The 19,582-nt window shown below is 65.8% G+C and carries 14 protein-coding genes; 4 read left to right on the top strand and 10 right to left on the bottom strand.

All coding sequences use genetic code 11. The features are described from left to right. Positions 1-93: 93 nt before the first annotated feature. From LL962_RS15875 to LL962_RS15825, 10 genes are all read right to left on the bottom strand, one after another. Positions 94-2,277 carry a methyl-accepting chemotaxis protein gene (locus LL962_RS15875; RefSeq protein WP_228317584.1) on the bottom strand — a complete coding sequence of 728 codons (2,184 nt, stop codon included), beginning with the start codon at positions 2,275-2,277 and terminating at the stop codon, positions 94-96. A 183-nt stretch (positions 2,278-2,460) separates the two neighbouring features. Further along, a complete protein-coding gene (locus LL962_RS15870) occupies positions 2,461-2,994 on the bottom strand; it encodes a hypothetical protein (RefSeq protein WP_228317583.1) in 534 nt (177 codons plus the stop codon). A 367-nt stretch (positions 2,995-3,361) separates the two neighbouring features. Continuing rightward, on the bottom strand, positions 3,362-5,638 hold the full coding sequence (locus tag LL962_RS15865; protein ID WP_304956916.1) for a methyl-accepting chemotaxis protein: 2,277 nt from the start codon (positions 5,636-5,638) through the stop codon (positions 3,362-3,364). Between the two features lie 241 nt (positions 5,639-5,879). Further along, entirely contained in the window at positions 5,880-7,892 is a 2,013-nt protein-coding gene (locus tag LL962_RS15855; RefSeq protein WP_104588598.1) for a chemotaxis protein CheA, read from the bottom strand. Positions 7,893-7,925: 33 nt separating this feature from the next. Continuing rightward, positions 7,926-8,291 carry a response regulator gene (locus LL962_RS15850; RefSeq protein ID WP_002806565.1) on the bottom strand — a complete coding sequence of 122 codons (366 nt, stop codon included), beginning with the start codon at positions 8,289-8,291 and terminating at the stop codon, positions 7,926-7,928. After that, positions 8,288-8,596 (bottom strand): STAS domain-containing protein, encoded by a 309-nt coding sequence (locus LL962_RS15845; RefSeq protein WP_104588599.1) that lies wholly within the window; start codon positions 8,594-8,596, stop codon positions 8,288-8,290. The genes LL962_RS15850 and LL962_RS15845 overlap by 4 nt, the downstream gene beginning before the upstream one ends. Before the next feature lie 240 nt (positions 8,597-8,836). After that, complete coding sequence (locus tag LL962_RS15840) at positions 8,837-10,075, bottom strand: chemotaxis protein CheW (protein ID WP_228317582.1); 1,239 nt, start codon at positions 10,073-10,075, stop codon at positions 8,837-8,839. After that, entirely contained in the window at positions 10,072-10,854 is a 783-nt protein-coding gene (locus LL962_RS15835) for a ParA family protein (RefSeq protein ID WP_228317581.1), read from the bottom strand. Before LL962_RS15835 ends, LL962_RS15840 begins: the two co-directional genes overlap by 4 nt. Before the next feature lies 1 nt (position 10,855). Beyond that, positions 10,856-11,830 carry a flagellar motor protein MotD gene (gene motD / locus LL962_RS15830; RefSeq protein WP_104588602.1) on the bottom strand — a complete coding sequence of 325 codons (975 nt, stop codon included), beginning with the start codon at positions 11,828-11,830 and terminating at the stop codon, positions 10,856-10,858. Between the two features lie 8 nt (positions 11,831-11,838). Continuing rightward, the gene (locus tag LL962_RS15825; RefSeq protein ID WP_104588603.1) at positions 11,839-12,579 is read right to left on the bottom strand and encodes a flagellar motor protein; all 741 of its coding nucleotides are present in this window, start codon (positions 12,577-12,579) and stop codon (positions 11,839-11,841) included. Between the two features lie 865 nt (positions 12,580-13,444). Between LL962_RS15825 and LL962_RS15820 the strand changes: the two genes are divergently transcribed. The 4 genes from LL962_RS15820 to LL962_RS15805 all read left to right on the top strand — a co-directional run bounded on the left by LL962_RS15820 (position 13,445) and on the right by LL962_RS15805 (position 19,108). After that, entirely contained in the window at positions 13,445-16,597 is a 3,153-nt protein-coding gene (locus tag LL962_RS15820; protein ID WP_228317600.1) for a TonB-dependent receptor, read from the top strand. 326 nt (positions 16,598-16,923) lie between these two features. Next, positions 16,924-17,928, top strand: coding sequence for a transglutaminase family protein (locus tag LL962_RS15815; protein WP_228317580.1), 1,005 nt, complete (start codon positions 16,924-16,926; stop codon positions 17,926-17,928). Further along, complete coding sequence (locus LL962_RS15810; RefSeq protein ID WP_228317579.1) at positions 17,928-18,683, top strand: hypothetical protein; 756 nt, start codon at positions 17,928-17,930, stop codon at positions 18,681-18,683. Before LL962_RS15815 ends, LL962_RS15810 begins: the two co-directional genes overlap by 1 nt. Further along, positions 18,680-19,108, top strand: a complete 429-nt coding sequence (locus tag LL962_RS15805; protein ID WP_218559963.1) for a hypothetical protein — start codon at positions 18,680-18,682, stop codon at positions 19,106-19,108. Before LL962_RS15810 ends, LL962_RS15805 begins: the two co-directional genes overlap by 4 nt. The last annotated feature ends 474 nt before the right edge of the window (positions 19,109-19,582 follow it).

The raw sequence follows: 19,582 nt of genomic DNA, 5'->3' as shown, positions 1-19,582 counted from the left end.
GATCCCGCGTGGCGCGACGACCGATGCTCCTATGCAACGCGGCGCGTCATGGCGCAGAACGCAAAACCCCCGCCGGAGCGGGGGTCGATGCGATCAGTGAGCGACCAGCGCCACGCGTGGGCGTGCTGGCGGATGTGCTGCCGCGTGCCCATGCTGAGCGGATCCGCCGGCGGACAGGCGGAAGATCGCCACCGCATCGTCGAGCTGCTGCGCCTGTTGCTGCATGGCGTTGGCCGCAGCGGTGGCTTCTTCCACCAGCGCGGCGTTCTGCTGGGTGCTCTCGTCCATCTGGGTGACGGTGAGATTGACCTGCTCGATGCCGGCCGACTGTTCCTGCGAGGCGGCGGAGATCTCGCTCATGATGTCGGTCACCCGCTGCACCGAAGAGACGATCTCGGCCATGGTCTTGCCGGCCTGATCCACCAGCGCCGAACCCTGCGTCACCTTGCCGACCGAGTCGTCGATCAGGTGCTTGATCTCCTTGGCCGCGCCGGCAGAGCGCTGTGCGAGGGTGCGGACCTCGGAAGCCACCACCGCGAAACCGCGCCCCTGTTCGCCGGCACGCGCGGCTTCCACCGCTGCATTCAAGGCCAGAATATTGGTCTGGAACGCGATACCGTCGATGACGGAGATGATCTCGGCGATCTTCTTGGAAGAGGCCTCGATGCCACTCATCGTATCGACCACCTGGCTGACCACCTGGCCGCCCTGCGACGCGACGCTGGCCGCACCGATCGCCAGCTGGTTGGCCTGACGGGCGCTTTCTGCGTTCTGCTTGACGGTGGAGGTGAGTTCTTCCATTGAGGCGGCGGTTTCTTCCAGATTGGCCGCCTGTTGCTCGGTGCGCTGCGACAGATCGTTGTTGCCCGCGGCGATTTCACTGGCCGAGCCAGTGATGGACGCGGCCGCCTGCTGGATGCGCCCGACGATGCCGGCCAACTGGGTGGCCGTGGTATTGGCATCGTCGCGCATGCGGGCGAACACGCCGTGGAACTGGCCATCCATGCGCGCGGTGAGGTCGCCTTCTGCCAGCGCCGCCAACAGCTCGGAAAGCTTGCCCAGATTGCGGTCGCTGACGTCCATCATCGCGTTGAGGTCGTTGATCATGCGCGCCGAATCGTGCTTGAAGCGCGCCGCGTCGCCGCGCTGGCTGAAGTCGCCGTTGGCGGCGGCCTGCGCCAGGCGCTTGATCTCGTTGTTGATCGCCAGCAGGCTGGCCTTGGCCGCGTCCATGGCCTCGTGCAGCACGGCACGGGTGCCGGGCAGGCGCGCCGCATCGCGCGACAGGTCGCCCTGGGCGTATTCGTTGAGAATGCCGATGGCATCGACGATGGCGTCCAGGTGCTCGAAGATCATCGTGTTGATGCCGCCGGCCAGCTCGCCGTAGACACCGGGGAAATCGGTCGGCATGCGGTGGGTGACGTCCTCGCCGGCGTGCATGTGCACCATCACCTTGGTCTGCGCGGAGAAGCGCTCCAGGGTCTGCACCATCTCGTCGGTGGCCTTGAGCATCTGGCCGATCTCATCGGTGCCATGGTCGGCCGTGCGCACGCTCAGGTCGCCGCGTGACACGCCCTTGATCGCGGCCAGGGCGCGCGCCACCGGTTCCAGGACCGAGTTGCCGATCATCCAGCCCACCAGCAGATTGAGCAGCACCAGCAGACCGCCGGCCACCGCCACGATGGCGGTGAAGGCCATGGCCTGCGACTGGGTATCGTCCAGGTACACGCCGGTGCCGATCACCCAGCCCCACGGCTTGTACAACGCCGCGTAGGAGGTCTTCTGCACCGGGTCCTTCTTGCCCGGCTTGGCCCAGGTGTAGTCGACATAGCCGCCACCGGCCTGCGCGGCGGTCACGAAGGCCGGGAAGATGCGCTTGCCGTCGGGGCTGAGCACGTCGTTGAGCGGCTTGCCGTTCAGATCCGGACGGGTGGGATGCATCAGCATCACCGGCGCCTGGTCGGTCACGTAGATGTAGTCCACGCCACCGCGTGCACGCATGCTGGACAGCGTCGTCAGCGCTGCCTTCTTGGCGGCGTCTACATCCATCTCGCCTTTCTCGGCGCGCTCGGCGTAGCCGTTGACCACTGCGATCGCCATCTCGATCTGGCTCTTGAGGCCATCGCGGCGGGTGTCGGTGAGATCCACGTACTGCATGCGCGCGGCCACTACCGCCAACGCGATGATGCCCAGCGCCACCAGGGCGGTCTGGATCAGGAATTTGCGTTTCAGCGGAACATTGGCGAGCGTCTTCGCGAGCGAACTCTTGAATGTCATGGCGGGTATCCAGCGAAAGGAATATGACCGGGATATGGCAAATAGCGACTGCGACAGCGAAAGGTTGAGTGGCTGGCGGTCGTGTAACGGAACAGCATCTGCTGCATCTGCTGCACCTGCGCGCCGCGCACGCGATGCGGTGCCAAGCGTGCCGGCCGCGATGCGCAGGCCGACGCGGTAGATTCAGCGGCGTTGCGGCCGACCGTCGCCGGACACCGATGCCTGCAGGTTGTGCAGTTCGGTCCACAGCAGCTGGCGGGTATCGCCCGCGTGCCCCAGCGACAGGGCCTGCGCCGCATGCAGGTCGCCCGCGTGCAGATCGCGGTTGGCCTGGCGGTGCTGCGCCAGATAGCGGCCCAACTGCTGCTGCACCCGTGCGAATTGCTGCGCCTGCTCCCCGTGTGGGGCGGTGGCCTGAAAATAGCCGGCGTGCCTGGCGATGCGATGGTGCAGGCTACCCAGACGCTCGTCGTAGGCTTGCACGCGCTCGGCGTCGTGCGAGACGGCGAGCTGCGCACGCTGTTGCTCGCGCAGCTGCACCAGATCCACAGCCAGCGACTGCAGCGCCGTCACCGGAACGCTGTCCAGCAGCACGGACACCGGCGCGGCCGGTGCGGCGAACGACGGTGGCAGGGAGGTGCCGGCGGCCAGCAAGGCGACGGCAAACACGGCAGCCAGCAACGGGCGGGCAGAGCGGACGGAATTGGCGATATGCATGCGGACTTCCTTCGACTTGACGCGGGCGTGCAGCCCTCAGTGCCTTGTCTATCGGCTGGGCAAGCGTGTGCTTGATCACCATTCGACCAACGGTCGTCACGTCGGTGAACCGATGGCCGGCAGGGGGCTGTGGTCACGGCTGCCACGCGCTGGCGCCGGGCGCCTGCGCCTGCGGCAGCGACACTGCGGCACCACGCGGCAGGATCGGTCGCGTGCATCGGCACGCGGATGGACAGCCGTTGCGGCGCCGCTATCGGCTGCCAGCGCATTCGAAGTCGGCGTTGCAGCAATCGCGTGAGGACAGCACGAACGCACAGGCCCCGGCATTGCTGCCGGGGCCTGTGCGTTCGCTGCGGAAGCGGTGGCGTCAGAACTCGTGCCAGCTCGTCTCGCCACCGGACACTGCCGCCAGCGCCGGACGCGCTGCCGCCGGCGCCTTGGCGGCGGGCGCTGCCCGCTTGGGCGGTGTCTTGGCCGACGTCTTGGCCGATGCGCGCGGAGCCGGAGCCGGGGCAGGGCGCGCCGGCGCCGGGCTCGATGCTGCAGCAGCGCCGTGCAGCTTGAAGATCGCCACCGCATCGGACAGCTGGCCGGCCTGATCCTCCATCGCACGGGCCGCAGCGGTGGCTTCCTCCACCAGCGCGGCGTTCTGCTGGGTGGCCTCGTCCATCTGCGTGACGGTGAGGTTGACCTGTTCGATACCGGCCGATTGTTCCTGCGAGGCGGCGGAGATCTCGCCCATGATGTCGGTGACCCGCTGCACGCTTGCGACGATATCGGCCATGGTCTTGCCGGCCTGGTCCACCAGCAAGGAGCCCTCGGCCACCTTGCCCACCGAATCGTCGATCAGGTGCTTGATCTCCTTGGCGGCGCCGGCCGAGCGTTGGGCGAGCGTACGCACTTCCGAGGCCACCACCGCGAAGCCGCGGCCCTGTTCGCCGGCGCGTGCCGCTTCCACCGCGGCGTTCAAGGCCAGGATGTTGGTCTGGAACGCGATGCCGTCGATGACGGAGATGATCTCGGCGATCTTCTTGGAGGAGGTCTCGATGCCGGACATGGTGGTGACCACCTGCGCCACCACACTGCCGCCCTGGGAGGCGACCGACGCGGCACCGATCGCCAGCTGATTGGCCTGGCGTGCGCTCTCGGCATTCTGCTTGACGGTGGAGGTGAGTTCTTCCATCGATGCGGCGGTTTCTTCCAGGTTGGCCGCCTGCTGCTCGGTGCGCTGCGACAGGTCCTGGTTGCCGGCGGCGATCTCGCTGGCGGCGGTATTGATCGAGGCGGTCGCGTGCTGGATGCGCCCGACGATGCCCGACAGCTGTTCGGTGGTGGCATTGGCGTCATCGCGCATCCGCGCGAACACGCCGTGGAACTGGCCGTGCATGCGCTCGGTGAGGTCGCCGGCGGCGATGGCCTGCAGCACCTTGGACAGCGCGGCCAGATTGGCATCGGCGGTGGCCATCAGCTGGTTGAGGCTGTCCACCATGGCGTGGAAATCGTACTGGAAGCGCTGCGCATCGCCGCGCACGCTGAAGTCGCCGTTGGCCGCGGCCTGCGCCAGCGTCCTGATCTCGCTGTTCATCGCCGACAGGTTGCGCTTGACGGTGTCCATGGTGTCGCTGAGCACGGCTTTCTCGCCGGGCAGGCGTTCCATGTCCTGGCTCAGGTCGCCGATCGCATAGCGCGACATGATCTGGGCCAGCTTGCTCTGCAGGGTGACATGCGCACCCACCAGGGTATTGGTGTCGTGGACCATCGTGCCGAAATCGCCCGGGAATGCCTGCGCGTCCATGCGGTAGCTGATCTGTCCGGCATCATGGCGCTGCGCCATCTGCGACTGCGCGGCCAGCACTGCCTGCAACTGATCCTGCATGCCCTGCATGCTGTGCAGCAACTGACCGGCTTCGTCGCGGCTGTCGACCTGGATGGCATTGTCCAGCTTGCCCTGCGCAATCGCGCCGGCCACGCGGGTGGCGCGGCCGAGCGGGCCGGCGATGCTGCGTGCGATGAACCAGCCAGCGAAGGCGGCCAGCAGCACTGCCAGCGCCATTGCCGCGAGCATCACCTGGACCGAGCGTCGATAGGTCGCTTCGGCCTGGGCGATCTCGCTGTTCATGTGCGCGGTGTTGAACTTGGTCAGTTCCACCAGCTTGGCGAACAGGTCGCGCCGCGCCGGCCGCGATTGCTCGTCGGACACGGCGTTGGCGGTGACCAGGTCGCCGGCACGCACGGCTGCGCTGAGCGCGGCGTTGGCCTTGTAGTAGTCGGCCAGTTTCAGCTTGACCGCGTTGTACAACTCGGTCTCTTTGCCTGCCGTGGTGGTCTTGGCGTAGGCGCTCTGCGCGGCATCCACTTCGGCGCGCGCCTTGTCCATGCGTTCGAAGTAGTTCTGTACCGCCTTCGGATCGTCGGCGTGCGCCAGCTGGGCGAGTTCGTAGGTGCGGAATTCGCCCAGCAGGGCGCGCATTTCGCTCAACTGCTGCACGGCGGGTGCCCACACATTGCCGATTTCGCGCAACAGGTGCGCGCTGGACTGCATGCGCGTGAGTGCGAACACGCCCAGGCTCAGGGTGATCAGCGCGGTAAAGGAAAACGCCACGGCCAACTTGCGTGCGACGGCAAGGTTACGGAACCAGTTCATAGTGGTCTTCTCGTGATGCAGAAACGACTGACCTCGCGGGCACCCGCCGGAGGCGGGCGATGGACGACGGCTGAGTCGCAAGATCCGGACAAAGGGCCAGAATCTTCCGCCGGGCGTGTCGGGCCGGGCGGGTATTGCTGCTGCCGGCAGTCCCCCTTACTGCCGGCGATCGCTCCGACGCCGATCGCTTGCCGATGGCGTGGAGCCCTGCACCGCGGCATCGCTGCCGCGGTCTGCTGTCTTACGCTGCCTGCGGCACCTTCAACGAGCGGACCAGCCCGCCGATGTCCACGATCAGCGACACCCGCCCGTCGCCGAGGATGGTGGCGCCGGAAACGCCGGGAATGCGGCGGTAGTTGTTCTCGATGTTCTTGACCACGACCTGTTGCTGGCCAAGCAGTTCGTCCACTTCCAGCGCGATCTTCTGTCCGTCGCCCTCGACCACCACGACCAGCTGTTCCTGCGAGGACTGCTGCCCGCCGAAGCCGTAGTAATTGGTGAGCGAGAGGATCGGCAGATACTCGCCGCGGACCCGCAGCACCCGGCCGTCGCCGGCCATCGAGCGGATGTCCTCGGCGGCCGGCTGCAGTGCCTCGAGCACGTAGGCCAGCGGCAGGATCAGGGTTTCGCCGGCCACCGAGACGGTCATGCCGTCGAGAATGGCCAGGGTCAGCGGCAGGCGGATCAGCACGCGGGTACCGCTGCCGGCATTGCTTTCCAGCTGCACTTCGCCGCCCAGGCCCTGGATGTTGCGGCGGACCACGTCCATGCCCACGCCACGACCGGACAGGTCGGTGACGGCATCGGCGGTGGAGAAGCCCGGCGCGAAGATCAGATCCCACACCTGCGCATCGGTCGGGTTGTCCGGCACGGCGATGCCGCGTTCGGCTGCCTTTTCCAGGATCTTGGCGCGATTCAGGCCGCGGCCGTCGTCGCTGACTTCGATCACGATATGGCCGCCCTGGTGCGAGGCCGCCAGGGTGATGGTGCCGGTCTCGTCCTTGCCCGCGGCGCGACGCGCATCGGGCATTTCCAGGCCGTGGTCGATCGAGTTGCGCACCAGGTGGACCAGCGGATCGGCGATCTTTTCGATCAGGCCCTTGTCCAGCTCGGTGCCTTCGCCGATCGTGCGCAGGCGCACTTGCTTGCCGAGCCGGCTGGACAGGTCGCGCACCAGTCGCGGGAAGCGCCGGAACACCGCATCCACCGGCAGCATGCGCACGCCGATGACCGCTTCCTGCAGATCGCGGGTATTGCGTTCGAGCAGATCCAGGCCGGCGAACAGACGTTCGGCATGCGCCGGATCCAGGCCGGTGGAGACCTGCTTGAGCATGGCCTGGGTGATCACCAGCTCGCCGACCAGGTTGATCAGCGCATCGACCTTGTCGACGCTGACGCGGATGGAGCTTTCGGCTTCGGCCGCGGCGGCCTTGGCCGGGGAGGCGGTGGCAGCGGCGGGTTCGGCGGCGGCTGCAGGCGCGGACGGCGCCGTTGCGGCCACCGGTGCCGGAGCGGCCGCTTCCACGGCCAGGCTCGGCGGCGGCGCGGGCACCGGCATCGGACGGATGTCCAGTTCGCAGTCGTCCACCACCCAGGCGAAGGTGTCTTCGATCTTGCTGCGCGGGATCTTGCCGATCAGGCCCAGATCCCATGCCAGGTAGGCTTCCAGCGGGTCGATGTTCTCGAAGCCCGGCATGCGCTCCAGGCGTGCGGCGATCTGCAGCGGGCCCAGGTGTTCGAGCTCGCGGATGATGCGCAGCGGGTCGTTGCCGCTCATGAACAGCGAAGGCGCCGGAGTGAAGCCGATGTGCCAGGCTTCGGGTTCTTCTTCCTTCGGTTTGGCTGCCGCCGCGGCGGTGGGCGCTTCGCCGGCCAGCACGGCATTCAAACGGGTGTGTACGGCCTTAACCGCGGCCGGGTCGGCCGGGGTGCCGTGTTCGGCTTCGCGCAGCAGGGCGCGCAGCACGTCGACCGAGCCGAGCATGGCGTCGACCGCATTGGGCTCGAGCTGGCGCTTGTTGGAACGCAGTTCGTCCAGCAGCGTCTCCAGCACATGGGTCAGGCCGGCGACGGCCTCGAATCCGAACGTCGCGGCACCGCCCTTGATGGAGTGCGCGGCACGGAAGACCGAGTTGATGATTTCCGGGTCGCGGTTGCCTTCTTCGAGGGACAACAGCCCGGCCTCCATCGCGTCGAGCCCTTCGCGGCTTTCCTCGAAAAAGGTGGCGTGGAAACGTTGCAGGTCCATGCTCATGGGCGTGACATCCGATGCTGGAGCGAGTAAGGGTTAACCCAGAACTTTCTGGACGGTGGCGATCAGTTGTTCGGGATTGAACGGCTTGACCAGCCAGCCGGTGGCGCCGGCCGCCTTGCCTTCGGATTTCTTGTCGGCCGCCGACTCGGTGGTGAGCATCAGCATCGGGGTGAACTTGTAGTCCGGCAGCTGGCGCAGCTCGCGGATCAGCGAGATGCCGTCCATGTTGGGCATGTTCACGTCGGTGACCACCGCATTGAAGCGCTGGCCCTTCGCGCGGCCCAGCGCGACGGCGCCATCTTCGGCTTCTTCGACGGCAAAGCCGGCAGAGGTGAGGGCGAAAGAGACCATCTGGCGCATCGACGCCGAATCGTCCACCACCAAGATACGTGCGCTCATGCGGCGTTCTCCACAGATTTCAGGTTGTCATTGGATACGGGAAGTCCGAGTGCGTCGGTGACGCCCAGCAGACGAGCCGCATCTCTAAAAGTGTCGTTACAGCCATCGAATTCGGTGTGCAGGCCCGCCTGGCGGCGGCTCTGCACGAAGGCGCAGAGCAACTGCACGCTGGCGGTGTGGATACGCCGGACTTCGCCTGCATCAAGCACCAGGTCGCCGTCCTGGGTGAGGAATCCGGCAAGCTTCTGCTTGAGGTCGGCGCTGGTCTCGATGCCGAGATCCTCACCCAATGTCACTGTGCTCATTGTTGCTCCGAACGGATGGTTCTATGCGTACTAACGGCGGCAGGTGGAAAAGCTTTAACGGTGAATCGGTGATACGCCAAAGTGTGCAAGCCCTGCGTCAGCGGCGGTGCGTGCCAGGGAGCACGCAAGCCTGCGGCGCGCCCTGCGGCAGCGCGGTCGGCTTGGCAACGGCATGACAGTGCGCACGCCTCGCGCCCTGCGGTCACGCGGCGACCGTGTGCGTGATGCGTTGGGTCGCGCTCAGTGCAGCAGCTGCGTGGCGTCGAGCAGGATCATCGGCTGGTGGCTCAGGCGTGCGACGCCGCGGAACAGGTTGTTGGAGATGCGGCACAGCCGCGCGTTGTCCGGCGGCTCGATCTGCTGGTCGGTCAGGCTGGTGACGTCTTCCACCGCCGAGACGCGCAGGCCCATGGTTTCGCCGTTTTCTTCCAGCACCACCACCCGCGTCTGCAGGTCCATGTCCACCGGCGAGGATCCCAGATGGATACCCAGGTCGATCACCGGTACCACCTGGCCACGCAGGTTCATGATGCCGAGCATCGCGCTGGGTGTGCCGCGCAACGGCAGCAGCGGCACCGGAAGTACCACCTCCTGCACCTTGAGCAGTTCCAGCGCATAGGTCTGTTCGCCGCAGCGCAGCCGCAGCCAGCGGCTGCTGCGCTCGCTGGCACGACGTTCGGTCTGCACGGTGTCGGCCTGCGCGGGATGCAGCAAGGCCTGCAGCGCAGGCGGATACACCGGGCCGGGTGCGGCACGTGCCGGTGTCGGCGCTGCACGCGGTGCCGCCGCCGGCACGGGTGTGGGCGCGGGCGGTGTGGGGGCAGCGGCAGGTTGCGCGAAGGCCGGGTCGGCATCCATCTCGGCCAGCAGGTCCGCGGCGATCATCTCGGCGCCCGCTTCTCCGGCGCCGAAGGCCGGATCGGCATCCATTTCGGCCAACAGGCTGGCAGCGATCTGTTCGGGCGTGGGCGTCGCGGCTACCGCGACGGGAGCGCCGAAGGCGGGATCGGCATCCATTTCGGCCAGCAGGTCGGCAGCGATCTGTTCGGGCGTGGGCGTCGCGGCCACGGCGACGGGAGCGCCGAAGGCCGGATCGGCATCCATTTCGGCCAACAGGTCGGCAGCGATCTGTTCGGGCGTGGGCATCGCGGCCACGGCGACGGGAGCGCCGAAGGCCGGATCGGCGTCCATCTCGGCCAGCAGGCTGGCAGCGATCTGTTCGGGCGTGGGCGCTGCGGCAACCGGAGCGCCGAAGGCCGGATCCGCATGCATCTCTGCCAGCAGGTCGGCGGCGATGACGTCGGGCGAGGCGATGGCGACGTGCGGTTCGGCCACTGCAAGCTCGGCCTGGTCGATCGTGGCGAGCGCAGCAGGCGGTTCCGCAACCACGGGCGTTGCGACCGGTGTTTGCGCGCCGGCATCGTGCAGCAGGCCTTCCAGGTAATCGTCCAGCTCACCGTTGGCGGTGTGGTGACTCATGCGGCTTGCTCCATGCGCATCGCGTCGTCGGCCAGCACCCATTCCAGCGCACGGCGATAGGCGGACAGGCCGCGGCCCGGATAGTCGCCGCCAACGGCGGGCACGGTCAGGGCGGCGGCATTGCAGATTCGGGTATCCATCGGAACGGCGTCTTCCCACACCAACGGGCCGTAGGTGGTCTGCATCTCTTTGAGCGTTTCGTTGCCGGCGCGGGTGCGGCGGTCGAACAGGGTCGGCAGGATCGACACCGGCAGCTCGCGACGGCGCGAACGCTGCACCATGTCGGCGGTGCGCACCATGCTGGCCAGGCCATGCAGGGCGAGCGGTTCGGCCTGGGTCGGCACCACCACGCGGTCGCAGGCGGCCAGCGCGTTGATCATCAGCAAGCCCAGGGTGGGCGGGCAGTCGAGCAGGATGTAGTCGTGCTGTCCGGCATGGCGGGTCATCGCGTTCTGCAGCGCCAGGCCCAGGCCGGGCTGGTTGGCGCTGCGGCGTTCCAGCGTGGCCAGTGCGGCTTGTGCGCACACATAGGACAGGCCGGGGATGGCGCTTTCATGGGCCAGGCTGGCCAGGTCGCTCGGCGGGGTGCCGAACAGGTCCAGCACCCCGCGCGGCGGCGGGTCGACCGCCACGCCGAACGCGCGGGTGAGCGAGGAGTGCGGATCGAGGTCGATCAACAACACCCGGTGGCCGAGCGCGGCCAGACCGCGACCCAGCGCCAGCGTCGTGGTGGTCTTGCCGACGCCGCCCTTTTGGTTGGCGATTGCCCAGATACGCATCTCAGTGCACTCCTTCAATTACGGCGGGAACGGAACTTGTGCCGCTTTCGGTGGTGACGGCCGTTTGGCCGCCGTCAGACTTGGGAAGCTTCGGCGCCCCGGCGGCGGTCGCATGCAACTGCGATGGCGGATCGGGTGCGAGTGAGCCAGCCGAGTCAGCGAGGATGATCAACACCACACGCCGGTTCGCATTCCGTCCCGCCTCAGTGCTGTTATCGGCACGTGCGCGGAATTCTCCATAGCCCACCATCGCCAATCGTTGCGGCGCGATGCCGTCGTCGGCGAACAGGTGCACCACGCTGGCCGCACGCGCCGCCGACAGCTCCCAATTGGAGGGGAACTGCGCGGTGGCGATTGGCTGGTTGTCGGTGTAGCCCTCCACGCGCACCCCGTTGGGCGCATCGCGCAGCACCGACGCCAGCGTGGACAGGGTGTCGCGCGCAGCGCCGGCCAGGGTGGCCGAGCCGGTGCCGAACAGGATGTCGCTGTTGATTTCCACCTCGATCCACAGATCGTTGCGGCGGATGGTGATCAGTTGTTTCTCGATCAGCGGCGACAGCGTCTTGCTCAGCTGCGCGGCCACCGCATCCATCTGGCGCTGCGCGCGGGCCAGCTGCGCCTGGTTGCGCAACGACACCGGCATGCGCATCTGCGCGGCCATCGACGGCAGCAGGGTGGCGTCGGTCGGCCCGGTGGTGGCGGCCATCGGTGCGCCGGCCTTGATCACCGACGGGCGGTCGTAGTCCGCGCCCAGGGTCTGGGTCTTGCCGATCTGCACTGGGCTGGCGGTGTTCGACGAGCCGCCGAAGGCGCTGGTCAGCGCCTGCGCCATCACCTTGTACTTGCCCTCGTTGAGCGACGAGATGGCATACATCACCACGAAGAACGCCAGCAGCAGCGTCATCAGGTCGGCGTACGGAATCGCCCACGCTTCGTGGTTGCCATGTTCTTCGTGATGTTTGCGACGACGGGCCATGGCACGCTCTAATGCAAGTAGCCTGCCAATTTCGATTCGATATTGCGCGGGTTCTCGCCCTGGGCGATCGCGATCAGCCCTTCGATCGCCATTTCGCGCTCGTTGGTGCTGCAATGGATCACGCTCTTGAGCTTGGCGGCCACCGGCAGGAACAGCAGGTTGGCCGAGGCGATGCCGTAGATCGTGGCGGTGAACGCCGCCGCGATCCCGTGGCCCAGCATGGCCGGGTCGGCCAGGTTCTTCATCACCGCCATCAGGCCCAGCACCGCGCCGATGATGCCCAGGGTGGGCGCGTAGATTCCCATCCCCTCGAAGACCTTGGCCGCGGCCAGATCCTGGCGCTCCTGGTTGTCCACCTCGATTTCCAGCATATGGCGCATGGCCTCCGGCTCCACGCCGTCGACCAGCATCTGCAGGCCCTTGCGCAGGAACGCATCGTCCAGGCGCGGCAACTGGTCCTCCAGGCCCAGCAGGCCCTGGCGACGCGCGGTATTGCTCCATTCCACGATGCGGGCGACCAGCTGCGGCCGGTCGCTGGCCGGCGGCCGGATCACCCAGCGCAGGATCTTGAAGGCGCGCCGGAAAACCGCCGGCGAGGTATGCAGCAGGATCGCTGCCACCGTACCGACGATGACGATCACGAAGGCAGCCGGCGACCACAGCGACGAAATGCCGGCGCCCTTCAATACGCTGCCGCCGACGATCGCCACGAGCGCCAGCACCAGTCCGATGATGCTCAATCTGTCCATGCAGGCGGTATCGGCCCAAGTGCGGCGGACTTGATAGGAGCAGATGGTTGAGAGCGCCAGAAAGTTGTCGTTTTGGGGAATGGGTCTGCGAACTGCCGGCATCGTTGCAGGCAATGGCGCGGGCGGGGACCGGTCCCCCGGCTCGAAAGACATCCTGTCTGACTCGCCGTTGCAGCACATTCCCGTGCCGGCCTCCGCCGATCTGGCCACGCTGCTGCCCCGGCACGTGACTGATGTGATTTCGAGGAGTCCTGAGTCCAGCGCGGTACTAAAGCCCCTCTCCCGCCGGGAGAGGGGTTGGGGTGAGGGTACGTCCAGACGCGGACTGCCGGTTGTTGGCGTCGGTGAGGGCGCCAACGCGGCCGGGCATCGGCTCTTCGGCGCGGCGGACATCCTGCCCGAGTCGCCGTCGCGGCACATCCCTGCCATGGCGATGGCCGCTTAGCGGTGGGCGGTTGGCCATGTCCTGGAGAGTGCCAACACGCATGGCGACCCGGCCTCTGGCTGAGCCCGGTTGCAAATGATCGGGAGGGTGCGGGCGCTTCGGCAGACCGCTTGCGCGCGGATGCGAGCGAGGGTGTTGTGCTGGCCGCGAGCGAGCCGCGTTAGCCGGCGTCGCGGCAGGCTGTGCCGTGCCGCGTGCAGGCGTAGCGAGCCCGGCCGGTCATCGTGATGTCTCACCACGCCGCGGGCCTGTTGCGCAGCAGAATGCGCTGCCGCAGGGGCTGTGATACTTAGTTTTCAACTGCATTAGAACGATCTAATTGCATCTGCGCAGAAGGGGGGGAGGGAAGCGGAGGAACCGGGTTGCCGCAGCGGCGCCGGATATTTTTGCGTCACTTCGCGCGGCGTTGTTGTCCGATCGCTGGATCGACAGACGTCCGCCGAAGCCGATCACCATTGGGAGAGCATGATCGAAATGAACTGCATGCCATTCGCACGCCACCGCAGCACGCTGTCCGCCGGTATCGCCATCGCCTTGTTCGCGAGCGCCGCCTCCACCGCCGCCGCCCAGCAGGCCGACGGCACGCCGGCGCCCACCGGCCAGGCCGAGGTGCAGGCCACGGACCTGGACGCGGTGACGGTGACCGGCTACCGCTACGCGATCGAAAAAAGCCTGGAGCAGAAGCGCAACGCCAACGCCGTGGTCGACGTGATCACCGCCGAGGACGTGGGCAAGTTCCCCGACAAGAACGTGGCCGATGCGCTGCAACGCGTGCCCGGCGTGGTCATCAGCCGCGACGGCGGCGAGGGCAAGAACGTCAGTGTGCGCGGCCTGTCCTCGGAGCTGGTACTGACCCAATTGAACGGCAACTACATCGCCACCGCCGAGTCCAACGGCGACCCGACGCGCTCGTTCAACTACACGCTGCTGCCGTCGAACCTGCTGGGCAGCGCGGAGCTGTACAAGACCCCTGAGGCGCGCATCGACGAAGGCGGCATCGGCGGCACGGTGATCCTGCAGACGCGGCGCCCGCTGGAACTGGAACCCCATTCCGGCTTCGTCTCCGCCGAGGGCACCTGGTCCGATACCAGCAGGAAGACCGACGGCCAGTTCTCGGGCTCGTACTCCTGGCACGACAAGGACAACCGCTTCGGTGTCTTCGTGGGCTACACGCAGCAAAAGCGCACCGCTCGCACGCTCGATGCCAGTACCGAGAGCTGGCAGTGGTACGGCCGCGACGAAGGCGGCCCGGCGGTCGACGTGAACGGAAATCGGTCGGACTTCAACGCCAACTGGTGGGGCGGCACCGGCTTCTGGGACCAGGACAGCAACTATTACACCGGTTTCATGATGCCGACCGCGGTCAGCCTGAACGCCAAGCAGGAGGATCGCGAGCGCAAGGGCGGCCAGCTGACCCTCCAGTTCAAGCCGACCGACGACCTGACCCTGACCGCGAACTACTTCCGCTTCGACCTGTCGCAGGACTCGCAGACCAATACCATCAAGATTCCCGAGTGGAACATTGCCCGCTATAACGGCGATGGCAACTGGCGCGGCGGCCGTCTGCTCGACGGGCTGCAGTTCGATCCCAGCGGCACCATCGTCACTGGCGCCGCCTACAGCCTGCGCCCGGGCAAGACCTACTATTGCAGCGAGGCGCAGGCCGCCGCGGCCGGCCTGCCGCCGGGCGGCTGGGGCTCGGATGACTGCACGGTGCCGACGCCGCAGATCACCGGCAGCTACAACATCGAGAAATCGCAATCGCAGACGGTGGACCTGGGCGGCGAATGGCGTGGCGAGCAGGTGGACGTGGCGTTCAAGGCCGGCCGCACCTGGGCCAAGGGCGGGCCGGAGCTGCAGTTCTCCCTGCCGATCAAGCCGCGCCTGCAGAACGCCGACGGCAGCTGGACCAACGGCAACTTCGCCAGCGCCTGGGACCTGACTGGCACACCGTCCATGACCTTCTCGCCGGAGCTGATGCAGAACCTGCGCGACGGCATCCTGCAGGTCGATCTGGGCTCGACCGGCTCGTCCTGGACCCGCAACACCAATCAGCAGCAGTATGCGCAGATCGATACCACCTGGCATTTCGATGGCGAGGTCTTCGACTCGCTGCAGTTCGGCCTCAAGCGTCGCGACGGCGGCATCCACCGCAGTACCGGCAACAACTACTGGGTGTGCCCGGGCACCGACCCGGGCGACTACGACAACCGCTACTGGAACGGGCGCTGCAATGCCATCGCCACCCAGTTCTCGCCGGGCCTGCTGTTCGCGCAGGACAACCTGGCCGGTGGCGTCAACGCCAGCGCGTTCCCGGCGATCAACTTCCCGGGCTACATCGGCTACTTGAACCAAACCTACGGCGCGATGCAGACCCGCAACGAAGACAACTTCGTCTACAACGTCGACGAAGAGATCTATTCCAGCTACCTGCAGCTCAACTTCCATACCGAGCGACTGCGTGGCAACGTCGGCGTGCGGGTGGCGCGCACCGGCCAGCGTGCCGCGTCCACCGACAAGGTGACCGCCTACAACGACTATTTCTTCGACGGCGCCGACGGCAATCCGCTGGCCTGCCAGCAGGGTGCGGCCATGCCCGGCGGCGCCCCGGCCGACACCTATTGCGGGACCGAAGGCTACTGGCGTTTGTCCGACAGCGTGCAACGCACCGAGTCGTTCGTGGTCAGCGGGCTGGACCGCAACTACACCGACGTGCTGCCGAGTTTCAACCTGGCCTACGACCTGACCGAGAACCTGCTGCTGCGCGCGGCGGCGTCGAAGGTGATCGCGCGGCCCAGCTACAACGACATCGCAGCGCCCGGCAGCCTGGAGTTCTACAGCCCCGAGTATGTGGCCGACCGGCGCCTGACCGGCGGTGCCAGCGAGCAGGGCTGGTACGGCTCGGGCAGCAACAAGAACCTGGAGCCGTACAAGGCCAACCAGTTCGACCTGGGGCTGGAATGGTATTTCCAGCCGGGCTCGGTGGCAGGTGTGGGACTGTTCCGCAAGAACGTGGAGAACTTTGCGGTCGACGTGATCAGCGACGTCAACATGATGATCGACGGGCAAGCGGTCACCGTGCAGAACTACAGCACCCAGGCCGGCGGCCAGGACGCGGTCTCGCAGGGTGTGGAGCTCTACGCGCAGCACACGCTGCCGTTCGGCCTCGGGGTGCAGTTCAACTACACCTACAACGATGCCAGCAAGGCGGCGGTGCGGCTGGAGGACGGCACCGAGGCCGGCAAGACCTCCATGCCGGGCAGCGCCAGGAACCAGACCAACCTCACCGTGTTCTACGAGATCGACAGCCTGCTGCTGCGCGCCTCGTACAACCGTCGCGGCGAGCTGGTACAAGGCCTGGTCAATGGCCTGAACGTCTTTGAAGAGCCGTACTACCAGATCGATGTAAACGCGGCATACAACATCACCCCGGCGCTCAGCCTCACCGCCTCGGTGCTGAACCTGACCAAGCAGGAATCCCGCTCGCACCTGGGCGAGGACACCCGCGCCCGCTTCTACACCGGCGGCTATGCAGGCCGGTTGGCGTACCTGGGGCTGACCTACAAGTTCTAGGTCCCAGCGTGTTGCGCCCATGCCTGCCGCGTGGCGGGATGGGCGCGATGGTTTGGCGATGGCCGGGCTGCAGTGGAAGTGAACCAGGAACCGTTATCGCCGAACCCTTATCGCCGGAACCGTTATTGCCGAGTCAACGCCAAGAACGAGTCCGGCGGGTACACCGGCTTCCGGCGCTTCGTGTCGGGCGGCCAGAGCGTGATCGTTGAAGAGCGGGACAACATCGCGGATGCCTGGTCGGGCACCTGCCTATAGGTCGAGCGGAGCGACTGGACGGTAGCAGTTGACAGGGCCTAGGATCATCAAAAGTGAGGGAAAGGATTGTAATGGGGAGACAGGCAAGCCGCCGATGGATCGAATGGGCTTGGGGCGCGTGTTTATTCGCTCTCGCCCCGCTTGCCTTGGCCGCTACTGATCTTTCGCCGTTGCGTGCCCAGTTCCAACTGCCTGACGATAGTGTCGACTATGTCGCCGCCAAGCTGGTAGTTGATAGCATCATTGATCCGTCCACTGACACTGCGGCGGTACGTCGGCAAGTCGATCAATGGGAACGCGCTGTACGCGGCAACGTGCCTGCCAACCCGACAGCGCGCCAGGTTCTCGACGCTTTGCTCAAGACGCTTTATGTGCCGGGGGAGTGGAACCAAGGTAGGCCATTTACCTACGACTTGTCAGACCCGCTGGGCAGAAATCCGAAGAACAAGCAGCTAGCCACCTACTTGGCCACGCGCGAGGGCAACTGCGTCTCAATGCCCATCCTTTTTGTCATCTTGGGCCAGCGGTTGGGGCTGACTGTTACGCTTGCCACGGCACCCAATCACCTGCTGGTGAAGTTCGCCGACGACGAGCAGCAGATGTGGTTGAACGTGGAAGCCACGGCGGGCGGCTTCAAGTACGACAGCAGCTACCAGCGCGAAACGGGGATCACCGAGGCCGCATTGGACAATGGACTCTACCTGCGCCCGCTGTTGCCGCACGAGGGCGCCGGTGCCATCGCTGGCACGCTGATGGAGCACTACGGGGTGAAGAAGGATGCCGACGCACTTATGATCGTGGCGGACCTGGCGCTGTCCGCCAACCCGAAGGACCCGGTAGCGATGATCTGGAAGGCGAATGCCTACTATCTCCAGATCCAGCAGCGCATCGCCTCCAAATATCCGAATGCCGCGGACGTGCCGCCTGAGCTGCACGACGAGTATCGGTATCTGACTCGCGAGAACTTGGCCTGGTTTGCCAAGGCAGAGCAATTGGGCTGGGTGCAGAAGTCGCCCGAGCAGGAGGCCAGTTACATACAATCCATCCAGCGCGAAAGGGCGCGAAGGGGACAGTGATGCACAAGACCGTTCCAGGGCTAGTTGCCGCGGCGCTATTAACGCTCGTGTTCGATGCATCGGCGCGTTTCGTTTCGGTCGACCCTGTTCAGGCCGATCCGAATGCGGGGCAGAACTTCAATCGTTACTGGTATGGGAACAACAATCCATATCGGTTTACCGATCCCGATGGTCGCCTATCGCGTGGCACCGGCTGGACTGACAAACAGTGGAATCAGTTCGATCGCGCACAGCAGAGTGCGGCCGGTAGTCTAGAGAAAGCTGCGGGCAAGATTACTAACGCGATGGCTGAGGGAGGTAATTCACTACAGCGTGCCGAGAAGGCATTTGAACGCAACTTCGGTGCAGGTACCGCCACACCTGAGAACATGGTCAAGGCTGCAGCCGACATGGGGGCGATGGCCGCAGCGTTGCGAGACACCGGCTTAGGCGCCATTCCTGCTAACGCTATGACTGGTCAGGCCCTGGCAGCTGCGTATCCGAGCGTGGGTGCTGACACTTTGGCTGGTGTGCCAACAAGTGGACCGAAACAAGTCCTCGTGAATATTTCTCACCCCGGCTTCAACAGTCCTTCTACGCTGGCTTGGGGCGCTGGGCACGAGACCGGTCATGCTGTGCTTGGCTATAAAGACCAGAGGATGAATGGCATTCCTGCTTACAAGTTTGGTACGCCGCAGCAACAGGAAATCTTCAGGACATTGCCTGGTCAGCAACGCTTGATCAACCCTGATCACTTGATGGATCAGGCGCGGTGAAGCGCGGCTACGCATTGCTTGTACTGGCGACGCTCGCTGCATGCGTGTCGTCGTCCATTCGTTGGGCGCGCCCGACCGACTTTTCCATGGTCATCGTCGACAATCCCGCACGGAAACGTTTCGACCTCACGCTGACATCTAAGGCAACTGAACCGCTATGCCTATCTAAGGAAGCTTGGCCAGATGAAGCCGGCCTGCCGCTGGGTTTTGATGGTGCGGCACTCGTGACGTCCGCCGGCACCAAGGAGTTACTGCCCACCGGGAGCACATATTGCCCTGACGGGTGTGGTGAAGTGCGTGTGGTGCCAAGTCAATCGGTTCACGGGATCCTGCCTTATTCAGCGTTTGGCGACGAGGAGGCCATCGCCAAGGATTCAGTGCGTACGCTATTTTTTGAGGCTCATCCGTACATCTGTAGTAAGTGAGTTGGCACAACAAGGCTCCCCACACCGTGTGGGGTCAGGTGCACTTATCAGGCGACGGCGCTCGGCTTGCATGGCCCGTATGGAACTGCGCAAGCGGCACACACAGCCGCGCGAGACTTGCCAGCGTGTATTGACACGCCAGACCGTGTACTTGCAATCTAGGCCCAAGGAGCGTCGAAACTCCTCAGACAGCGGTACCCACCTCCGTCAAACCGGTGGGTTTTTTGTGCCTGCATCCTGCAGGTACAAGCCGACGCAATGCCTGCGTCGGGAGGGCGGCTAATACAACACCCGCGAGGGGAATACGCCCGCCGGCTGTCTGCGGTTTCGAACCTCCCGACATCCCGTCGCCGTTGGCGGCGGTTCTTGGGTTGTTCCAGGAGGGCGTTGCCATGTCTACCGCACTATCCATACCGGCATCTGTGCCGGTTGATCTGTTGCCAGCTTCCGCTCACCGCCTGCGGTGGGATGTGG

This window comes from Xanthomonas sp. NCPPB 1067 (assembly GCF_020783795.1).
Classification (GTDB): domain Bacteria; phylum Pseudomonadota; class Gammaproteobacteria; order Xanthomonadales; family Xanthomonadaceae; genus Xanthomonas; species Xanthomonas melonis.
Note: the sequence above shows the minus strand (reverse complement) of the source record. Positions and strands in the feature narration are given on the sequence as shown.